Raw genomic sequence first — 20355 nt, forward strand, 5'->3', positions numbered from 1 at the left:
CAGTGGTTCGCGTTACACTCGCCGCCTTTAGATTGATTACGGGTTTGCTTTATGGCACTAAAAGCCACTGTATTTAAGGTTCAGCTGCAAATTGCTGATATGGACCGGCATTATTATCAGAACCACAGCCTGACACTGGCGCAACACCCGTCAGAAAATGACGAGCGTATGATGGTGCGCCTGCTAGCCTTTGCCATCAATGCCAGCGATACACTGGCCTTTACCAAAGGTTTAAGCGCAGAAGACGATGAACCTGAGTTATGGGACAAAACCCTCAGTGGCGAGATTAATTTGTGGGTCGAGTTTGGCCAAAGCGATGAAAAATGGCTGCGTAAAGCTGCCGGACGGGCAAAACAGGTGCAATTGTTTTGCTATGGCGGGCGTAGCGTACCGGTGTGGTGGAAAAACATTCAGCAGGCTCTGGAGCGTTATCAAAACCTTGCGGTGCTGGAAATTAACGAAGAAGCCGTAAAAGCCATGGCGAAACTGGTAAACCGCAATATGAACCTGCAGTGCAATATTAGCGAAGGCCAGATCTGGCTATCCGACGCTGAGCAGAGTGTATTAATTGAGCCTGTGCTGCTAAAAGCAGCACAGTAATAAAGGCCTGCGCCTGTTTATCCCAGGCGTGGGTCGCTGTCTTTAATCATCGGTTGCGTTTTGTTTTGCGCAACAAAGGCCTGTAGTGCCGGATAATAGTCAAACTCCAGCAGTTCACGGAACAAGGTCCAGTCCACCAGGCTGTACAACGCCATGGCAACGTAATCCCAATTGGCAAACTCGTTATTTGCTGCCTGTTGTTCCAGCACATACAAAGAGGTGGCTACCCGCTCACGCTGTAAATTAAAAAACAGCTTATCGTCATTGGTGTCAAAACCGCTGCGGCTGCATTGCAGCAGCATCACTAAAGAATCATTTACTGCATTAATTACTGTCAGCTGGTTTTCCTGATACCAGCTAAGCGGCGCTATGCCCAGCTTGGCTGCCAGATAACGGTAGATCACACCAGAATCAAAAATAACCTGGCCGGCATCGTCCAGCATTGGAATACGCAGTGCCGGGTTAATGGCTGCCAGTGTTTGTCGCCCTTCTCCGGTAAAAATATTCAGGTTAATAAATTCGTGTGCGGTAGTAGCCAGCAATAAGCGAATGCGCCGCACATAAGGTGAGGTTTGTGAACCATATAGTTTCATATTTACTCCTTAACAGACGCTGTTGCAGCGCGTAATGAATTCAGGCTAAAACCGGTTACCAGCATGGTTCCGATAATAACAATGGCAGCACCGGCGAGGGTATGCCAGCCGACAGTTTCATCTAAAAACAGGTGTCCCCACAGCACACCAAATACCGGAATTAAAAAGGTAACGGTTAGCGTGGGTGTGGCCCCCAAATCCTGCACCAGACGAAAATACAGCATATAGGCCACACCGGTACAAACTACCCCAAGCGCCAGCACAGCATACAGGCTCTGAATGGCCGGTTCAGCCACCGGCAAAGGTATAAACCAGAGTAATGGCAATAACCACAGGCAGGCCCCCCACATATTGCCATGTGCATTGGTAAACGCCGGTACCGGTTTAGCCAGCCGGGTATACCAGGTGGCAATACCATAACAACAGGCCGCCCCTGCTGCTGCAGCTATAGCCGGTAAGGCATCGCTACTTGCTGTGGCATCAAAACCTACCAGTATGGTCACACCACTAATCCCCAGCAGTAAGCCGCCGGCAATTTTTAATGACATGTTCTGGCGAAAAAACAACCAGCCAATTAATGCACCCCACAACGGTGCAGTAGCATTAAGTACCGCCAGTAAAGATGCGGTTAGTGTTTGTGCCGCATAGGCAAACAGCAAAAACGGTAAAGCGGTATTAAAAAAGCTCAGTACCATAAAATGGCCGGCATAGCCGCGTATTGGCAAACTGCGTTTAAACGCAACGGCAACCAAGGCCAGAAATAACGCCGCCAGCAGCAGCCGGCCAAACATCAGCCAGGCCGGGCCAAGTTCCGGCACCGCAATACGCATAAACAGGAAAGACGCGCCCCAAATAGCGGCCAGCGAAAATAACCGAATAATACTGCCTGAGTTCACCTTCACTATCCTGTTTATCAGTTATTACTGCTGTATATCTTTAATTCCTGGCCACTGCACTTACCAGTACAACCAATACCCAATTGCAGCGGCAATTACCAGCAGCACCAGCAGTATTAAGCCCCAGGGTTGTTTTTTCTCGGCGTAGGGATCTTTTAATGAGCGTTTGGCGCCTTTAGGCAACTTAGCCAAACCGGTTAACGCAGCACCAAAAGGTACATTAATTTTTGCTCTGGTATTAACCGCCCAGCCATTGGCATCCAGCAAAGGCCCAAGATTACGCCGCCGTAATGTCATAAAAGCCATTAGCATGGAAGGGCATGAAATCAGCAACATCACGCCAAACAGTACTAACGGCACCTGCCACCACTGCAGCGAAAACAAACCGGCAACCACAGCCGCCAGCATGGTGCCCAAAGCTCCCAATGCCAGACCAATAGCCGCAAAAATACCGGCAAATTTAGCGATGTCAAAACCAGATGTTGCCGCTGCCGGTGCTGCGGCGGCATCGGCTACACCACTGGTAGTTTTGGTTTCAATATCTTTATCACGTGAAGCGGCAAACTTTTGCAATTGCGCTTCAATAAAAGCGGCGACCCGTTTATAGGGTGACCAGAAGGCCTGGCGGATACTCACGGGCTGTGCCACCACTTTTATTACGCTGGCTTTCCAGTCGCGGCCATTGCGATCGTAAAATATACCGTTGCGCCCCGGCACCATCAGCTCATCGACATCACCGCCGGTAAGCGCAGCAACAATATTTACCGCCGCCTCGCCCTGGCGTGTACAGGTACAATACACCAGATAACAGCCACTGAACGGCGCCATACTGGCATGGCGGGCCATATCTGCTACATATAACACCAGTTCGCAACTGCGTTGATCCAGATACAGGGTTCCGGCCTGAAAAATAGCTTTATTTTCGCCCTGATAAAAATCACTTAACGATACATAGTTTCGTAGCAAGGTAACCAGATTGCTCTGATAATGCACCAGACGCTCAACTGTATCGACATTATCGGCAAAGGTTTTTTCAACCAAATCTAGGGCGATAAGCTGCTGCAACCGAGCTGCGACATCAGTGGTAACAATGGTAGTTAAACGTTCGGGCGCAAGCTGATGTAAGGCTGAATCGGGCTTGGCAGCCTGCCAGGCACGCCATGCAGCCAGTTTGGCCGAAATAGCTGACCAATCAGCCAAACTTAAACTGTCCTGGGTGTTACCCAGCAAAGGCTTAATAACAAGCTGAGATAACTGCTTAATTTTTTCCGCCCAGGCCGGGTTAATACCCTGCCCTAATGGCAAAGCCCGGCCTGCACCCACTTCGGCCAGTGGTAAAGCCGCGATGTCATCATCGCTCTGGCCTATCGCCCGGTTTGCCAGCACTGCATATACGGCAGCTTCAGGGTTTAGTGTTTGGGCGGCCCGGCTGTCAAACGCGGCTAACTGACAACGGACAAAAAAGTCATCCACTTTTGCCTGTACGCTGTCAAATACTGCTACTGCCGCAGCGGTGTCATTACCCAGCGGATGCAAATCGTCCGACTCTGCGGCCCCGGCTTTATGCCAATCAACTATGGCCTGCGCCTGCGCCATAAAACTGTTTAACATCTCCGTGTCAGTACCCATACCGCCACTGCGATCAGCCACACCGCCTAACACACTGACAATGTCAGTGATCAGCTGTTTTACATCATCGTCAGCGGTAAGCTCTGCCATCACAACGCCGTCACCGTTAAAATGATCCGCTGAAAATAAACGGGATTTATCGGCAAAGTCGTCTACCTGCAAACTGTCAGCGGCGGTTTTACCGGTATATTCCAGCACCCGCGAAGCGGCAAGTTTAATGGCAGCACCGGTTTCATCAGCGTCAGAAATTGCATCCAGTGGCACACCTGGCGGTTGAAACATCAACTGCGCATCAGTAAGGCGCTGGCAACTCCAGCTGACTGCAGCCTGTATTTCCGGCACCCGTATCTGGCCGTCACCGTCTAGGTCTAATAACGCCAGAGTACGGCTGTTAATTTCCAGACCGGAGGTTGGGCAGCTCAGCACTGTCCAGAGTTTAGGATCAAGCTCGCTTAAGTGTTGTAAGTCGGCTGCAGTTTCCAGCGCAACCTGATCAAAACCGCCTGAGCGGAAAAAACGCCATTTATGTTGTGTAGTGTTATCAGCCACAGCCGTCGCTCCCTGAAACAAAAATTAATTTAGCATAATGCAGCGCCGCACTATTTACCACATGGCCTAATGTTACCAGGCAGCCTGATGTTACCAATAGCTTAATGCGGATTTTTCAGCCACCGACATTGCCAAGCTATGCAGCTTTATTGCATAATCACCCGGCTTCATTTTTGCTTTATAGCTTTTGGCCCACGCTTATGCGTGGGCTTTTTACTTTATTATGCAGCTCAACTTTTATCGTCGTGGCCAATACGGCTGGCGACAGCGCCGGTTTGCTGCTGATATTTCGCATCCAGCCGCTTGTTATAAGGCCGCTCGGCCGGGCCTGTCATCAGTTCAAAATTCAGCGCACCAATTTTCATCTGTGGCCTAAGCGCCAGTGGTAACTTACCACTGTTATAAAACTCCAGCACAATATTGCCAGACCAACCCGGGTCAATACGGTGTGCAGTAACATGCACCATTAACCCCAACCGCGCTAAAGACGAGCGCCCGTCCAACCAGCCCACAATATCATCCGGCAAAGTGACCGACTCCAGTGTCATCGCCAGGGCCAGTTCACCAGGGTGCAAAATAAACTTGTCACCGTCTGCGATGTAAATTTCGTCACTCATTACACTGTTAAGCGCCTTATCTACCTCGGCGCGCGGGCCGCTTAAATCAATATAAGCAGCCGTATGGGCGACAAATACACGAAATTTATTGCCCAAACGTATATCAACACTCACACCACTTATCATGTCGGCATCAGGCAACGGAGTAATGCTAATTTTACCTTCAGCTAAATAGCGTTCTATATCGCGGTCACACAGTCTCATTTTAATCGTCCGTTATTATTATTTCAGGTTGGCCAGCCGCTTGCGCTGCAGCCTGCCAATGCAATGCCAGCATTAATTGCCGGCCGATTGTACGGTAAATTTGCGCCACAGGCTGCTGTTTTAACACTATGGGCACCCCGGCATCGGCCTGCTCGCGGATCTGTTTTTGCAGCGGTAACTGGCCCAGCACCGGTACCTGATAACGCTCTGCTAATAAGATACCGCCTTCAGTGCCAAAAATATCATCTGTGCTGCCACAGTGGCTGCACTGGTAAAAACTCATATTTTCAATCAGGCCCGCTAGCGGAATATTCACCTGGCGAAACATACTGATGGCTTTTTCTGCATCCGACAGCGCCACGTCCTGCGGTGTGGTTACCACTACAGCACCGGTTACCGGCAGCTTTTGTGCCATGGTCAGCTGAATATCACCGGTACCCGGTGGCATATCAACAATTAAATAATCCAGCTCTGGCCACAGCGTTTCGTTCAGCAATTGCAACAACGCCTGGCTGGCCATAGGGCCACGCCAGACTGATGCCTGCTGTGGATCAACCAGAAAACCGATAGACTGCAAATACACGCCGTGGGCAAACTTGGGCTGCATTAATTTATTATCCGGCGAGCTGATTTTCTCACCGCTAAGCCCCAGCATTACAGGAATTGACGGGCCATAAATGTCCGCATCCAGCAAGCCAACCTTAGCACCTTCCAGCGCCAGCGCAGCCGCCAGATTAACCGCAGTGGTAGATTTACCCACCCCGCCTTTACCCGAAGCAATAAGAATAATCTGCTTAATCTGTTTAAACACCGGCGCTGTTGTCAACCGGTAATCCAGTGTTAACTGATAGCTAAAACCGGCATCAAGCAGCGCCTGCTGCAACGGCTGTGCTATGGATAACAATGGCAGCTTCAGGCTGACACGCAGATTGTTTTTTTGCAGGCTTACGTTATCGAGCAGCAGTGCCAAGGGCGCGCCGCTATCGGGCAATTGCCAGTGTTGCAGCAGCTGCTGTGCGGCTTCAGGCAAAGCATCGGTTTTGGCAGATTTAAACCAGTTAAACATCAGCAAGTTCCAAATTCAGGCTTTAACGCGTTTTTTTAGCAGAACCGCACCTTGGCGGGTGCGGATCGATGGCGGCTAGTGTATCATTTAGTGAAATTTTTTCAGTTATTTATGCAAAAGAGCACCGCTTAATGTCGACACGCAAAATACTTGTAACCAGCGCTTTACCCTACGCCAACGGCCCTATCCATTTAGGCCACTTACTGGAATATATTCAAACCGATATCTGGGCCCGCTTTCAAAAAGCCCGCGGCCATGAATGCTATTACGTTTGCGCCGACGACGCGCATGGCACCCCTATTATGCTCAAAGCGCAGGAGCAAGGCATTACGCCCGAGCAAATGATTGCCAAAACTAATATTGAACACCAGGCTGACTTTGCCGGTTTCGGCATTGGCTTTGACAATTATCACTCGACGCACAGCGAAGAAAATCGCGAGTTTGCCAGCAAGATTTACAATAAGCTCAATGCCGGCGGCTACATTAAGCGTAAAACTATCAGTCAGCTGTTTGACCCGGAAAAGCAAATGTTTTTGCCCGACCGTTTTGTTAAAGGCGATTGCCCCAAATGCGGTGCGCTGGACCAAAACGGCGACAGCTGCGATGTCTGCGGCGCCACCTACAGCCCGACCGAAGTTAAAAATGCCCGCTCTGTGGTATCCGGTGCCACCCCGGTGTTAAAAGACTCTGAGCACTATTTCTTTGATTTACCCGCTTTTAGCCAGATGCTGCAAGACTGGACACGCAGCGGCAGTTTGCAGGATGAAATGGCCAATAAACTGCAGGAATGGTTTAAAGATGGCCTGCAAATGTGGGATATCAGCCGCGATGCGCCCTACTTTGGTTTTGAAATACCAGGCGCACCGGGCAAATTCTTTTATGTCTGGTTAGATGCGCCTATAGGCTATCTGGCCAGCTTTAAAAATTTGTGTGATAAAACCGGCATCAACTTTGACAGCTTCTGGCAGCTGGATTCCAACGCCGAGGTGTATCACTTTATCGGCAAAGATATTATTTATTTTCACAGCCTGTTCTGGCCGGCCATGCTCCATGGCGCCGGTATGCGCAAACCTAATGCCATTTTTGCCCACGGTTTTGTTACCGTAAACGGCGCCAAAATGTCCAAGTCGCGCGGTACTTTTATTAAAGCCCGCACTTATCTGGATCATTTAAACCCGGAATATCTGCGTTATTACTTTGCATCTAAGCTTAGCAGCAGCATTATTGATCTGGATTTAAACCTGGATGATTTCAGCCAGAAGGTTAATGCTGATTTAGTCGGTAAGGTGGTGAATATTGCCAGCCGTTGTGCTGGTTTTATTACCAAGCGCTACGACGGCAAACTATCAGCTACGGTGGCTGAACCAGCACTGCTGGCAGAATTTACCGCTATGGGTGAAAGCATCGCCGACAGCTTTGAAAAACGTGAGTTTGCCCGCGCTATCCGCGACATTATGGCGCTGGCCGATAAAGCCAACCAATACATTGACGCCAAAGCGCCCTGGGTGCTGGTAAAAGATGATGCCAAACAGCAGGAAGCGCATGACGTTTGCTCTATGGGCATTAACCTGTTTCGCGTATTAATGCATTATTTAAAACCGGTGTTGCCGTTAATGGCCGCAGAAACCGAAGCCTTCTTAAACAGCGAACTGAACTGGCAGAATTATCAGCAGCCATTAACTAATCATGCTATCAACCCGTTTAAAGCGCTGATGCAGCGGGTTGATCCGGTAAAAGTTACCGCCATGCTGGAAGCCTCAAAAGAAAACCTGCAAGTGCAAGCGGCAACACCGGTTAAAGCTGCGGTTAAAACAGAAAAAGCCGTAAGCACAGAGCGCGAGCCGATAAGCGAAACCATCAGCATTGATGATTTTGCCAAAATTGATTTGCGCGTAGCCAAAATCATTAAAGCCAGCGCCGTTGAGGGTGCCGACAAACTGGTGCAACTGCAACTGGATATTGGCGGCGGCGAAGTACGTCAGGTGTTTGCCGGTATTAAATCGGCCTACAGCCCTGAGCAGCTTGAAGGGCGCTTAACGGTGATGGTAGCAAACCTGGCTCCACGTAAAATGCGTTTTGGTTTATCCGAAGGCATGGTGTTAGCCGCAGGCCCCGGCGGCAGCGACTTGTTTATTCTGTCGCCGGATGACGGTGCCCAGCCCGGTATGCGTGTGAAGTAACTGTTTCAGGCAGCTTTGGGCTGCCTGTATTTTTTTAAGGCAACGGATGACCAGTAAACACCCTTACCGCAGTTTTAGCGCTTTGTTTCTTACCACTTTGCTGATGCTGGTGGCCCAGGGTTCGTTATCAACTTACCTGGGGTTGTCGCTGGCACAGCAGCAGGTCGATTCTATCTGGATTGGCGCCTTAATGTCCTGCTATTACCTTGGTTTGGTGCTGGGCTCTAAGCTTGGCCATAAGGTTATTGCGCAGGTTGGCCATATCCGCGCTTTTGTCGCCAGCGCGGCTATTGTCAGCGCTTGTGCGATGAGCCATGTGCTGATAAGCCAGCTGGAAATCTGGCTGATAATGCGGGTTATCGTTGGTATGGGCATGATGTGCCAGTATATGGTGCTGGAAAGCTGGCTGAACGAACAAACAGAAAGCTCGCAGCGTGGCACCGTGTTCGCCTTTTATATGATCACCTCTTATCTTGGCATGATTGGCGGCCAGTTAATGCTTAGCCAGTTTCCTGAGCTGGGTATTGCGCCTCTGCTTATTATCAGCATGTGTTACTCGCTGTGTATAGTACCTATAGCGCTAACCAAACGTATTCACCCGGCGCCGCTGCAACCGGCACCACTGAAAATTCTGGCGTTTTGGAAGCTGGTACCGCAATCTCTGACGGCAGTCAGTGTCGCCGGCATGATGGCCGGTGCTTTTTATGGCCTGGCGCCCGCTTATGCTGCCGCTAAAGGCATGAGCACTGAACAGGTTACCTTGTTTATGTCGGTAACCATCTTAGCCGGTTTGTTAGCCCAGTGGCCTATGGGCAAAATTTCTGACCGGGTGCCACGCAGCCGCATCTTGCGCTTTAATGCCGCCGTACTGACTATTCTTACCTTGCTGATTGCGCTGTTGCCATTAAGTGGCTGGCTGTTGTTGGTAGCAACCTTTTGCTACGGTGTGCTGGCCTTTACGCTTTACCCTATTGCTTCTGCTTTTGCCAACCAGAATGTAGAACAAAATGATCGGGTGGCACTATCTGCCACAGTATTACTGACCTTTGGTTTGGGAGCCTGTTTTGGCCCCTTGCTGGCATCGGCGTTAATGCAGCTGCTTGGTCCGGCCATGCTGTACGCCTTTATCAGTTGCTGTGCCCTGACACTGTTTTTACGACTGATCCGGGTAAACTATACGCAAAAAATGGTTAAGCGCATGATGGACGAGCAACAAAATGCCCAGTTTAAAATGGGCTCAGGTGATTTAGTATCATCACCGCTGGCGGCCGCGCTTGATCCGCGTGTTGACGAAGAAGTAGTAGTGGCGCAAATGCGCGACGAAGACTTTATCGCGGCTTATCAGCAAGTACCTGCTGGCTATGATGAAGATATTGAACAAGAGCAGCAGGCTGACGATCATTTTGAGCCAGCTGACGATACCCCGGCTGATGCCGGGCAAAACAAAACCGTCTGATGACGGTTTTGTTGCCGGGTCCGTTACTGTGCTAGTTACTGTGCATAACCACTTTATTCCACAGATTCTGGTTTTTCACATAAGAGAAGTACTCATCCGGGCGCCAGAATTTGGGCAACAGCGGCATATTTTTGCGCTCTTCAAAATTTGATACCAGTTTACTCAGAATTTCCAGCAGGCGCTCTTCGCTGATCCGCTCCAGCTTTTTTCGTGCTTGCGGGTAGTACAGGTTGTTTTCTACACTAACGATACAGCCTTGAGCAGACACGTTATAAGTAAGGTTACGGGTTACCATACGGCAGATCGGTTGGCGGATATCGGCCGGGTAAAGCCCGGTAACGATGGCATATTCGTAACGGTCCAGATCCTGTCGATCAGAGTCTTTCGGAATATAAGTGATGCCAAAGCCCTGCGGGAAAATACCGGTAATACTTAACAGCGCATCTACCGCAACCTTGCTGTATACCCCCTTCTCTACGCCCTTTTCCAGCACCAGAGCCACTTTAGGTAAAGTTTCATAGGCAAAGCTGCTTTTGGTCGATAATACAACCGAGGTATAAATTTGCGGAATTTTAAGCACATTGCCAATACCGTGCTCCGGCTTGATGGCGTTTTTCAGCAACATCAGCACAAAATTCTGCCGCTCACCTTCAAGTTTAATAAACTGGTCGCGCTCTTCTCTGGAATTACCGCTGTACTTATCCAGCCCAAGGCCCTGGGTAACATATTTCAGGCTTTCGCGATAACTAATTTGCAGCAACGCCAGCCGCTCGTCATTCTCAAGCACGCGAAACTCATCAGCTTTACCATCTGCGCCTTTTAATATCAGCTGAGCTTCAGGGTGACAGTTGCCAATATCCTGCAGCAGTGCCGCCATTAACAATGGGATCTGTACATCATCGCGAAACGGATCATACTCATCTTTGCCGGCTTTTAAGCCTTTGCTGGCTCTGTAACGCTGCTGCACATAAGCGTTGTTCAGCTCGCCATCGGCCAGTAGTTTATCCAGCAAACGCAGTGACAAAATAGCCTTATATAAATGCTTACTTTTTTGATTGCTGGCGGCAACATGCTTGCCTTCGGTAGGCGACAACAGCTGAATAGTACCAAGTAGTTTGGCACTGTTCATATGAGTGTCTTCCTGCGATTCGCCCTGGCATAACTCCAAAATGTCCAGACAGATTTTTTTAAGTGCCGTCATACGGGCACTGGCTTCATCATTGCGCGCCTGCTGAAAGGTTTGTCTTTCATTTTGCGCTTGTTGCAAATTGCGCTCAACTAACGCCAGATCGCGCTTGCTTACCTGCTTCTGCCGGTTTTCAAATAAAAAAACCTGTTGTTCCAGTTCAGTTTTTTCTGCCTGCTGCGCTACTGCCTGCTGAAAATACTGTGCCGCCTGCTCGTACATGGAGTCGGCTACTGCCGTAGTATCACAAATACGGTTAATTAGCGTTGACACCAACTTACTGTAAGTTGATTTTCCGATGGAACCTAAAGTCATTCTGGTACGGCGTCCTTGTTACAATATGCGCACTGCCCGGCTGACACAAAACAGTGTGCGGGCAGCTATAGGTTTTCAACAAATCAGAATGTTAACACAAGCTTGCCAATGGTGGCATTACTGGACATTAGCTGATGTGCAATTTGTGCCTGGCGCCAGTCAAACTGTTGTTGCAGCACCGGCTGTATCTGGCGCTGCGCCAGCATGGTAGCATAAGTCTGACTAAACGCCTGAGTAAGATTAGTTTTATACCGGTTGCTGCGATTACGCAAGGTAGAACATATCAGTTGACCGCGGCGTTTAAACAAAGGTGCTAAATTCAGTTGTGGTATGTCATGCCCGCCCATCATGGCATACAGCACTATTTTGCCATCCATTGCCAGTAACGGGATCTCACGGCTGATGTACCCGCCCGCTACCGGGTCCAGCACCAGATCCACGCCTTGCGGCCAGTGGCTGGCCAACTCCTGCTCAAAAGCAGTTGTTTTATAGTTTATTGCCAGATCGGCGCCCAACGCAGTACATGCGGCCAACTTATCAGCGCTGCTGGCCGTAACCGCCACTTTTGCGCCAATGGCTTTTGCCAGTTGTATGGCTGCCGTCCCCACCCCGCTGGCACCGGCGTGAATAAGCACCCGCTGATTAGCTTGCAGGTTACCAATGCTGCACAGTAACTGATAAGCCGTTAAGAATACCTCTGCCGTTGCGGCAGCTTCTGCCATGCTGTAGCCAGCAGGCACAGCCATGGCATGCCCGGCATGTAGCAGTGCATATTCAGCATAACCTCCACCCGGCACCAAACCAAACACGGCTTTACCCAACCAGCTTTTATGCAGTGGCCCGGCAGCAACGACCACCCCGGCCACTTCCAGCCCCAGAATGTCGCTTTCGCCCTCTGGTGGCGGATACAGGCCACGACGCTGCATTAAGTCTGCCCGGTTGATCCCCGCAGCCGCCACCTTAACCAGCAGTTGCTCTGCTGACGGTTGTGGCACTGCACGCTGTTCGATACATAATGTGCTGTCTTTACCGGCGTTTTCTACGGCAATAACCTGCATAGTGGCGGGGATGCTGACCAAAACTGACTCCTTAGCAAATTGGCTGCTTTAGCTTAAATTGTGCTTTAGCTTTGGGCAGCGCTTCTCTACAATGCGGCCTTTAGTCTAGCACAGTGTGTAAATGCCCATGAATAAGCCTTCAGTCTCATCTGTATTACCCCGGTTAACTCTGCAGGAAACCCGGGAGAAGTCATTAAAACGGCTACACCCGTGGATATTCTCCAAAGCGGTAAAAAGTGTCAGCGGTGCTCCGGCCAATGGCCAGACAATTGAGGTTGTCAGCAGCAAAGGTGAATGGCTGGGCTATGCCGCTTACTCTGCCGAGTCACAAATACGGGCCCGGGTGTGGAGCTTTAACCAGCAAGAGCAAATAGATGCCACATTTTTTCAGCGCCGTATTGCCCGGGCCTGGCAGTTACGTACAGAGCTGTTTGATCTTAGCCGCACCACGGGTTTAAGGGTTGTAGCAGCAGAATCCGACGGTTTGCCTGGTATTACCATCGATAAATACGACACCATACTGGTGTGTCAGCTGTTATCTGCCGGTGCTGATGCCTGGCGCGATGCTATAGTGCAGGCTTTAATAGCACTGTTTCCTGAGCATAGTATTTACGAGCGCTCAGATGTCGATGTACGCAAAAAAGAAGGCTTAAAACCGGTTACCGGCTGGCTGCATTTACCACGTGAGCATGGCGAAGTGATTATTAAAGAGCACGGCATGTCACTGCTGGTTGATGTGATGCAGGGCCATAAAACCGGCTTTTATCTGGACCAACGTGCCAGCCGTGCTGCAGCTAAACGGTATGCCAAAGATAAAACCGTACTGAACTGTTTTAGCTATACCGGCACCTTTGGTGTAGCTGCGTTGCAAGGGGGGGCTGTGGCGGTCACTAATGCCGATTTATCCGAACTGGCACTTAATACCGCATTAAAGAATGCGGAACTGAATCAGCTTGATCTGGCAAAAATTGATAATGTTAAATTTGACGTATTTAAGCTGCTGCGCCAGTACCGTGAGCAAGGTAAGCAGTTTGATATGGTGATCCTGGACCCGCCCAAATTTGCCGAAAGCAAAGCGCAGTTAATCGGTGCCTGCCGCGGTTATAAAGATATTAATATGGTGGCGATGCAAATTGTCAAACCGGGCGGCTTGTTGCTGACATTCTCCTGCTCTGGCCTGATGGAAGACAGCCTGTTTCAGAAAATTGTTGCCGATGCCGCACTTGATGCCAAACGAGACTGTTTGTTTATTGAGAAGCTCAGCCAGGATAGCGACCATCCAATAGCCAGCTTTTACCCGGAAGGCAGTTACCTCAAAGGCTTAGTGTGTAAAATCTACTGACATTAGCACTTGGGCAACAGCATAGCTTTGCGGTATGCTGACATAAAATTGTCATCATTGGAGAAACAACGTGAAACTATTCACCCTTGCCTTAGTATTTAGCAGCAGCCTGGTTTCTGCTGCTAACTGGCAGTTAGATAACAGCCAATCCAGCCTGCATTTCGTGTCGGTAAAAAATGAAATAGTCGCTGAAACTCATCATTTTAAGCAGTTAAGCGGCAACTGGGATGGCAGCATGGTTAATATCAGTATTCCGGTGAACAGCCTGGAGACGCTGATCCCAATCCGCAACGAGCGGATATGGCAATATGTACTGCAGGCTGAGCAATTTGCAGCCATCACGGTATCTGCAGAGTTAAAACAAGATGCGCTAGCCAACCTGGCAGTTCGCGACAGTATATTGCTGGAACTGCCACTTAACGTCACCATAGCCACAGAGACAGCGGCGCTGAATGCCAATCTGCGTATTACCAGACTCAGTGCTAATACCCTGCAAGCGGTAACAGAAGCACCGCTGATGCTAAACACTCACAGTTTCAAATTAGCTGCCGGCGTAGGCAAACTACAACAGTTAGCCGGGCTTCAAAGCATTAGCCCCTTAGTACCGGTTAGTTTTACTGTGCGTTTTAACCAACAGTAAAAACTGTGTTTGACTTGGCCAGTAAAAAAGCAGCTTTAGCTGCTTTTTTGCATTAGGGCTTAGTTTAATTTAGCTCCATAAAAGCTAAACCTAACTGATAAATATCTTCACTTTCCTGGCTGCAACGCATCACTTTTGCACTGGCATCCAGCGGCGGTATGCTGGCATTGGCAGAATCAAGCCGTACCCGGATCAGAGTACCCATTTCCAGCGGCTCATCCACTTCAATTGACATGCCTGATGCACTTAAATCACGGCAAATGCCATCTATCACCCGCCCGGTTTCAGGGTCATTAATCATCAGTTTTACGTCAGCATTGACCATCATCCTGAAATAATGCCGGTTGTCGCCTTTTGTCAGCATAATACCTCCCCTAACTACGTCAGGGTTAGTTATAGAACTTTCCATCGCCGGTGTAAAGTAGGCGTTAACATATCGGCGTTGTTACAGCTTAACTTCGTTCACTGCATGCAGTACTCTTTTCACCGATACCGGATAAGGCGTGCCCAACTGTTGCGCATGTAAAGACACTTTCAGCTCTTGCAGCATCCAGTAAATTGCCTGCACCGGCCCGGGTAATATTTTACTACCGGCAAATTTACCTAACAGACTGTTATAGCTATCAAAGGCTTTTTGATACTCGTGCATCAATAAACGGTCACGCTGTGGATCAACCGGCAGTTTTTCCAACCGTTTTTGCATAGCTTGTAAGTAACGCACTATATCATCCAACCGCGCGGCGCCGTGGCTACTGACAAAGCCTTTAAAAATCAGCTCATTCAGTTGCTGCTTAATATCGCCCTGCGACTGTACATGCGCTAAATCGACTTTACCTTTTAAACGCTTTTGTATGTCATGGCACAGGGTTAAGATTTGTTCTACTTTAAGTGCTATGCTCACCACGCTGTCGCCCAGCTCTGCGCGCACTTTTTCTTTTAATGCAATAAATTGCGCTTCATTTTGCGGCAATGTCTCATTATCAATAAAAGCATCGACACCGGCAGCGATACAATCATCTATCAGCTCTAATACCCGCCCAAACGGGTTAAAGTACAACCCCAGCTTAGCTTTATTTGGCAACGACTCCTGCAGGTATTTTACCGGTGACGGAATATTCAGCAGCAATAAGCGCCGCAACCCCTGCTTAGTTGTTTCCAGAGCCTGTTGCGGATTATCCAGTAACTTTATTGCCACAGAATCACGCTGGTCCACTAAGGCCGGAAAGGCTTTAATTTCATAGCCAGCCTGCAATTTAACGTATTCGCGTGGCAGCTGGCCAAAGCTCCACTGTGTTAATTGCTCCTGCTCTATCCCTTGCTCGGCAACCTGGCTCAAGCTTTGCTGCACTTCGCCCTGCAAGCCTTGCTTTAGCAGACTCAGCGAGCGGCTCTGGCGTAATGTTGTGCCTTTTTCATCTACCACTTTAAAATTCATTTTTAAATGCGGCGGCAGGCTGGTTAAATCCCAGGCATCTTCCGGAATGGTGACGCCGGACATCCGCTTTAAGCGCGAAGTAATAACGTCAAGTAACTTGCCTTCATCCGGGTTCAGCGTTTGCATTAATGCATCGGCATAGTTGGGCGCCGGTACAAAATTACGCCGGTATTGCTTGGGCAGTGATTTAATTAATGCCACCAGCAACTCGTGACGCAGCGCCGGGATCAACCAGTCAAAGCCGTTATCATCTAACTGGTTTAGCAGCGCCAACGGAATAATAACGCTGACACCGTCGTCCTGCTCGCCGGGGGCAAAGTGGTATTCCAGCGGTAAGGTTAAATTGCCCTGACGCCAGGTTTCGGGGAATTTATCGGCGGTAATATCACTGGCATCGCGGTTAAGCAGGCTGTCGGGATCAAAATTGAGAAAGGCGGCATCTTCACTGCGCTTTTTCTTCCACCATTTGGTAAAATCTATCCGGTTATTCGCCCACTGTGGTACACGCTCGGTATAAAACGCTGCCAGGGTGTCTTCATCAACCAGAATATCGCGCCGGCGTGATTTCTCTTCCAGCGCAGTCACATCGTCAATTAAGCGCTGGTTGTGCTGTAAAAAACTGTCGTTAGTACCCAGTTCCTGGTTCACCAGCGCTTCGCGTACAAACAGCGTATGGCACACTGCCGGGTCAATTTTGCTGTACAGCACAGCGCGTTTGGGCACAATAACCAAACCGTATAAACTGACTTGCTCGTAAGCGATAACCGCACCGCGCTTCTTTTCCCAGTGTGGTTCGCTGTAACTGCGCGTCACCAAATGTTGCGCTAACGGCTCTATCCATTCCGGTTCAATTTTAGCCAGCGTGCGGGCATACAGCTTACTGGTTTCTACCCACTCAGCTGCTGCCACCCATTTGGGTTTGCGTTTAAATAAATGGCTGCCCGGAAACACATAAAACCGCGTTTGCCGCGGGCCTAAGTAATCGGCTTCTGAATCTTTAAAGCCAACCTGCCCCAGCAAGCCACTTAATACCGCCTGGTGAATAGCCTGATAACCGGCAGTTTGCTGGTTTAACTGATAGCCTTGCTCCTGCATAAGCTGGGTAAGCTGCCCGGTAAGATCCTGCCATTCCCTTACCCGCAGGTAATTTAAAAACTCCTGCCGGCACAGACGGCGGAACTGGTTATTGCTTAACTGCTCTTGTTGTTCCTGCAGGTATTGCCACAGCTTAAGCCAGGCGGCAAAGTCGGAATCCGGATCGGCAAAACGGGCATGGCACTGATCGGCTTTTTGCTGTTTGTCCAATGGCCGCTCGCGCGGGTCCTGAATAGACAGCGCGGCTGAAAGTACCAGCAACTCAGTTAATGCGCCGTTATCGGCGCCAAACAACACCATGCGCGCCAGGCGTGGATCTATTGGCAAACGTGATAACTTTTTACCCAGCTCTGTTAGTTGCAAGCCCTGCTTATTGCGATTTAACGCAATGGCGCCCAGCTCTTCCAGCAGTTTTATACCGTCGTTAACAAAGCGGCTGTCCGGTTTTTGCAAAAACGGAAAGGCTTCAATATCGCCAAGGCCCAGCGCCAGCATTTGCATAATAACGGATGCCAGATTAGTGCGCAGTATTTCCGGATCGGTAAACTCGGGGCGGCCGTTAAAGTCGTCCTCACTGTACAGCCGGATACAAATACCGGCGGCTACCCGGCCACAACGGCCTTTACGCTGGTTGGCACTGGCCTGGCTGATAGCTTCTATCGGCAATTGTTGTACTTTGGAGCGATAGCTGTAGCGCGACAGGCGTGCAGTACCGGGATCTATCACATAGCGAATGCCTGGCACTGTCAGTGAAGTTTCAGCTACATTAGTAGCCAGTACGATGCGTCTTCCGGCGTGGCTTTGGAAAATACGGTTTTGCTCGGCCGCGCTTAATCTGGCATACAGCGGCAGCACTTCGGTATGCGGCAGTTTGAGTTTTTCCAGCGCGTCGGCAGTATCGCGGATTTCACGCTCACCATTTAAAAAAATCAGAATATCGCCTGGCGGCTCACGATATAGCTCTTCTACGGCATCAAAAATGCCCTGTAGTTGGTCGGCGTCTTTGTCGTCCTGTTCAGTTACCGGCCGGTAGCGGGTTTCTACCGGAAAAGTACGGCCAGACACTTCAATGACCGGTGCATTAAAAAAGTGCCTGGAAAAACGCTGTGGATCAATGGTTGCTGACGTGATAATCAGCTTTAAGTCCGGCCGTTTCGGCAGCAGTTGTTTTAAATAGCCGAGTAAAAAGTCGATATTCAGACTGCGCTCGTGCGCTTCGTCAATAATTAAGGTGTCGTACTGATTTAAAAAGCGGTCTTGCTGGATTTCAGCCAGTAAAATACCGTCGGTCATCAGCTTAATAAAGGTATTGTCGCTGGTGTTATCGCCAAAACGGATTTTATAACCTACCTGGCTACCCACCTGGCACTGCAACTCCTCAGCAATACGATCACAAACACTGCGTGCAGCTAAACGCCGTGGCTGGGTGTGGCCTATCATACCGGCTACGCCACGGCCTAATTCCAGGCAGATTTTCGGAATTTGCGTGGTTTTGCCCGAGCCGGTTTCACCGGCAATAATGACGACCTGATTAGCGGCAATAGCGGCTTTGATGTCGTCTTTTTTTTCCGATACCGGCAGTTGTGGCGGGTAACTTACCTTGGGCAACGCAGCCAACCTGGCTGCGCGCTGCACTTGCGAACGGGTAATATCCGCGGCTATACGCTGCAACTGCGATATTTTTGCCTCTTCAGCCAGGTTTTTGCAGTTATGCAAACGCCGGCGCAGACGAAACTGGTCTTTTAGCAGACAAGCGGGAATACGGGAAATAAGTTCAGACACAGAGATAACAGCTTCAGACAAAACAACGCCCTCGTTAACAGAGGGCGCCATGCTACCAAGAGCCGCAGGTAAAAATCCAGCGCTTAACGCTATCCAACATTACCATAATGCGAATGCAGTTCTTTATCGATGGCTCCCAGTACATCTGAGCGGGTAATAATACCAAGTAAATAGCCATCATCGTCTACCACCGGGTACAACTTAGGTTTAGCTTTTAACATGATCTGCGCTAAATCAATAATCCCGTCATAGCCTTTTACCGTTAACACAGCAGGGTTCATCACATCAGCCACTCTTGACGCCTGCTGATCATGATAAGTAGACATCAGCATGCGCTGCAGGCAATCCTGCTCTGAAACAAAACCGACTATCTTACGCTGTTCATCAATAACGGGACCACCGGTTTGCCGGCCTTTAATTAAACGGGCTACGGCCATCTCTACCGGCATATCAGCAGTAAACGTAACCGGGTACCGGTTCATATAATCTGCCACTTTTAGTAAATCCATGCTTCCCCCTGCACTGTATTGCTGAGCATCAGGCTCTTGTTAAGGTTAGCCGAATTTAGCCGCTTTGCTGCAAAATCAGCTTTTACCAGCGAAGATTTCGCTGATTACCTGCCCGCCTTCAGCTTTAAGTGCACGGTACATCCCTTCAGTATTAAAGGTCCAGCTTAATTGCCCTTTGCTATCGACTACGATAACGCCGCCATCTCCGCCAACTGCTTTCAGTTCAGCCATGACTTCTTTTGCCGCCGCTGCGGCCGTTTTTTTCTGGTATTTCACTCTGGCACAAATATCACTGGCAACCTGGTAGCGAATAAAAAACTCGCCGTGGCCGGTGGCTGATACAGCGCAGCTTTTATTGTCGGCAAAGTTACCGGCCCCAATAACAGGCGCATCACCAATACGGCCATAACGCTTTGCAGTCATACCACCGGTTGAAGTTGCTGCGGCTAAATTACCTTTGCGGTCTATTGCAACCGCTCCTACGGTACCCATTTTCCAGGCTGGATCATAAGCTACTGCCGCCTGATGCGGCTGTGGCGCTATAGCCTGTTTTGCCCGTTTTAACGCCTCATAGCGAAATTGTGTATTAAAATAGCTGTTATCTACCAGTTCCAGTTTCTGCTGTTTGGCAAATTGCTCGGCACCTTTGCCAGACAACATGACGTGGTTTGATTTTTCCATTACCGCCCGCGCCAGCAATATCGGGTTTTTCACATTCGTGACACCGGCAACAGCCCCTGCGCTGCGATCCCGGCCATTCATAATAGAGGCATCTAACTCGTGGTTTTCATCAAAGGTATAAACCGCACCTTTACCGGCATTAAACAATGGTGAATCTTCTAATACCGTTACTGCTGCCGTTACCGCATCTAAACTTGAACCACCCCGCTCCAGCACAGCATAACCCTGGTTTACCGCGTGGGTTAACATGGCATGGTAGGCTTGCTCCTGTGCCGGCGTCATGCTGTCACGGTTTATGGTACCGGCACCACCATGGATCACTATGCCTATAGGCGCTTTTGATGCCATGGCTCCGGCAGAACCTAGCATTAGTAAGACAAGCAATAGTTGTTTCATTGTTCGGACTTTCCCCGCAGAGTGTGTTATCGCACCTTTGTACTGTATATCCGGCAACGGAGCAACTATATGTAAAGCTTTCATGCCTGTTGTCGTCGTACTTTGTTACAAAGCATCTGCAGTATT

General features: G+C 49.6%; 16 protein-coding genes. 5 read left to right on the plus strand and 11 right to left on the minus strand.

What is annotated here, in order from left to right:
* Positions 1–51 precede the first annotated feature (51 nt).
* Positions 52–600: a YaeQ family protein gene (locus J3B89_RS11745; RefSeq protein WP_215397747.1), complete on the plus strand. Its 549-nt coding sequence runs from the start codon at positions 52–54 to the stop codon at positions 598–600.
* Positions 601–617: 17 nt separating this feature from the next.
* On the opposite strand, the gene J3B89_RS11750 is transcribed toward J3B89_RS11745, so the two are convergent.
* From J3B89_RS11750 to apbC, 5 genes are all read right to left on the minus strand, one after another.
* On the minus strand, positions 618–1193 hold the full coding sequence (locus tag J3B89_RS11750) for a glutathione S-transferase family protein (RefSeq protein WP_215397748.1): 576 nt from the start codon (positions 1191–1193) through the stop codon (positions 618–620).
* Between the two features lie 2 nt (positions 1194–1195).
* Positions 1196–2089: a DMT family transporter gene (locus J3B89_RS11755; RefSeq protein WP_215397749.1), complete on the minus strand. Its 894-nt coding sequence runs from the start codon at positions 2087–2089 to the stop codon at positions 1196–1198.
* A 60-nt stretch (positions 2090–2149) separates the two neighbouring features.
* The gene (locus J3B89_RS11760) at positions 2150–4267 is read right to left on the minus strand and encodes a hypothetical protein (protein WP_215397750.1); all 2118 of its coding nucleotides are present in this window, start codon (positions 4265–4267) and stop codon (positions 2150–2152) included.
* 230 nt (positions 4268–4497) lie between these two features.
* Positions 4498–5088: a dCTP deaminase gene (dcd, locus tag J3B89_RS11765; protein ID WP_215397751.1), complete on the minus strand. Its 591-nt coding sequence runs from the start codon at positions 5086–5088 to the stop codon at positions 4498–4500.
* Between the two features lies 1 nt (position 5089).
* Positions 5090–6154: an iron-sulfur cluster carrier protein ApbC gene (gene apbC / locus J3B89_RS11770; protein ID WP_215397752.1), complete on the minus strand. Its 1065-nt coding sequence runs from the start codon at positions 6152–6154 to the stop codon at positions 5090–5092.
* A gap of 131 nt (positions 6155–6285) precedes the next feature.
* Here apbC and metG point away from each other — a divergent pair, with 131 nt between their 5' ends.
* Positions 6286–8334 (plus strand): methionine--tRNA ligase, encoded by a 2049-nt coding sequence (gene metG, locus J3B89_RS11775; protein WP_215397753.1) that lies wholly within the window; start codon positions 6286–6288, stop codon positions 8332–8334.
* Between the two features lie 46 nt (positions 8335–8380).
* On the plus strand, positions 8381–9790 hold the full coding sequence (locus tag J3B89_RS11780; RefSeq protein ID WP_251372360.1) for an MFS transporter: 1410 nt from the start codon (positions 8381–8383) through the stop codon (positions 9788–9790).
* A 31-nt stretch (positions 9791–9821) separates the two neighbouring features.
* Here the strand turns inward: J3B89_RS11780 and J3B89_RS11785 are convergent, their stop codons facing one another.
* Together J3B89_RS11785 and J3B89_RS11790 are read right to left on the minus strand one after the other, a co-directional pair.
* The gene (locus J3B89_RS11785) at positions 9822–11291 is read right to left on the minus strand and encodes a hypothetical protein (RefSeq protein WP_215397754.1); all 1470 of its coding nucleotides are present in this window, start codon (positions 11289–11291) and stop codon (positions 9822–9824) included.
* Positions 11292–11374: 83 nt separating this feature from the next.
* Positions 11375–12370: an NAD(P)H-quinone oxidoreductase gene (locus J3B89_RS11790; RefSeq protein ID WP_215397755.1), complete on the minus strand. Its 996-nt coding sequence runs from the start codon at positions 12368–12370 to the stop codon at positions 11375–11377.
* Positions 12371–12476: 106 nt separating this feature from the next.
* Between J3B89_RS11790 and J3B89_RS11795 the strand changes: the two genes are divergently transcribed.
* Entirely contained in the window at positions 12477–13691 is a 1215-nt protein-coding gene (locus J3B89_RS11795; RefSeq protein WP_215397756.1) for a class I SAM-dependent rRNA methyltransferase, read from the plus strand.
* Positions 13692–13761: 70 nt separating this feature from the next.
* Complete coding sequence (locus J3B89_RS11800) at positions 13762–14331, plus strand: YceI family protein (protein WP_215397757.1); 570 nt, start codon at positions 13762–13764, stop codon at positions 14329–14331.
* 64 nt (positions 14332–14395) lie between these two features.
* Here the strand turns inward: J3B89_RS11800 and J3B89_RS11805 are convergent, their stop codons facing one another.
* The 4 genes from J3B89_RS11805 to J3B89_RS11820 form a co-directional block, all read right to left on the minus strand.
* Positions 14396–14695: a PilZ domain-containing protein gene (locus tag J3B89_RS11805; RefSeq protein WP_068238154.1), complete on the minus strand. Its 300-nt coding sequence runs from the start codon at positions 14693–14695 to the stop codon at positions 14396–14398.
* A gap of 81 nt (positions 14696–14776) precedes the next feature.
* Positions 14777–18694, minus strand: coding sequence for an ATP-dependent RNA helicase HrpA (gene hrpA / locus J3B89_RS11810; RefSeq protein ID WP_215397758.1), 3918 nt, complete (start codon positions 18692–18694; stop codon positions 14777–14779).
* A 38-nt stretch (positions 18695–18732) separates the two neighbouring features.
* Positions 18733–19152 carry a CBS domain-containing protein gene (locus J3B89_RS11815; protein WP_215397759.1) on the minus strand — a complete coding sequence of 140 codons (420 nt, stop codon included), beginning with the start codon at positions 19150–19152 and terminating at the stop codon, positions 18733–18735.
* Positions 19153–19227: 75 nt separating this feature from the next.
* On the minus strand, positions 19228–20229 hold the full coding sequence (locus J3B89_RS11820) for an isoaspartyl peptidase/L-asparaginase family protein (protein ID WP_215397760.1): 1002 nt from the start codon (positions 20227–20229) through the stop codon (positions 19228–19230).
* Positions 20230–20355: the final 126 nt, after the last annotated feature.

The organism is Rheinheimera oceanensis (assembly GCF_018831085.1).
GTDB classification, from domain to species: Bacteria; Pseudomonadota; Gammaproteobacteria; order Enterobacterales; family Alteromonadaceae; genus Alishewanella; species Alishewanella oceanensis.

Excerpts from the sequence above, each read along its gene's own strand:
- J3B89_RS11745 (WP_215397747.1), top strand. The coding sequence starts at position 52 with ATGGCACTAAAAGCCACTGTATTTAAGGTTCAGCTGCAAATTGCTGAT.
- J3B89_RS11750 (WP_215397748.1), bottom strand. The coding sequence starts at position 1,193 with ATGAAACTATATGGTTCACAAACCTCACCTTATGTGCGGCGCATTCGC.
- dcd (WP_215397751.1), bottom strand. The coding sequence starts at position 5,088 with ATGAGACTGTGTGACCGCGATATAGAACGCTATTTAGCTGAAGGTAAA.
- apbC (WP_215397752.1), bottom strand. The coding sequence starts at position 6,154 with ATGTTTAACTGGTTTAAATCTGCCAAAACCGATGCTTTGCCTGAAGCC.
- metG (WP_215397753.1), top strand. The coding sequence starts at position 6,286 with ATGTCGACACGCAAAATACTTGTAACCAGCGCTTTACCCTACGCCAAC.
- J3B89_RS11780 (WP_251372360.1), top strand. The coding sequence starts at position 8,381 with ATGACCAGTAAACACCCTTACCGCAGTTTTAGCGCTTTGTTTCTTACC.
- J3B89_RS11785 (WP_215397754.1), bottom strand. The coding sequence starts at position 11,291 with ATGACTTTAGGTTCCATCGGAAAATCAACTTACAGTAAGTTGGTGTCA.
- J3B89_RS11795 (WP_215397756.1), top strand. The coding sequence starts at position 12,477 with ATGAATAAGCCTTCAGTCTCATCTGTATTACCCCGGTTAACTCTGCAG.
- J3B89_RS11805 (WP_068238154.1), bottom strand. The coding sequence starts at position 14,695 with ATGCTGACAAAAGGCGACAACCGGCATTATTTCAGGATGATGGTCAAT.
- hrpA (WP_215397758.1), bottom strand. The coding sequence starts at position 18,694 with ATGGCGCCCTCTGTTAACGAGGGCGTTGTTTTGTCTGAAGCTGTTATC.
- J3B89_RS11815 (WP_215397759.1), bottom strand. The coding sequence starts at position 19,152 with ATGGATTTACTAAAAGTGGCAGATTATATGAACCGGTACCCGGTTACG.
- J3B89_RS11820 (WP_215397760.1), bottom strand. The coding sequence starts at position 20,229 with ATGAAACAACTATTGCTTGTCTTACTAATGCTAGGTTCTGCCGGAGCC.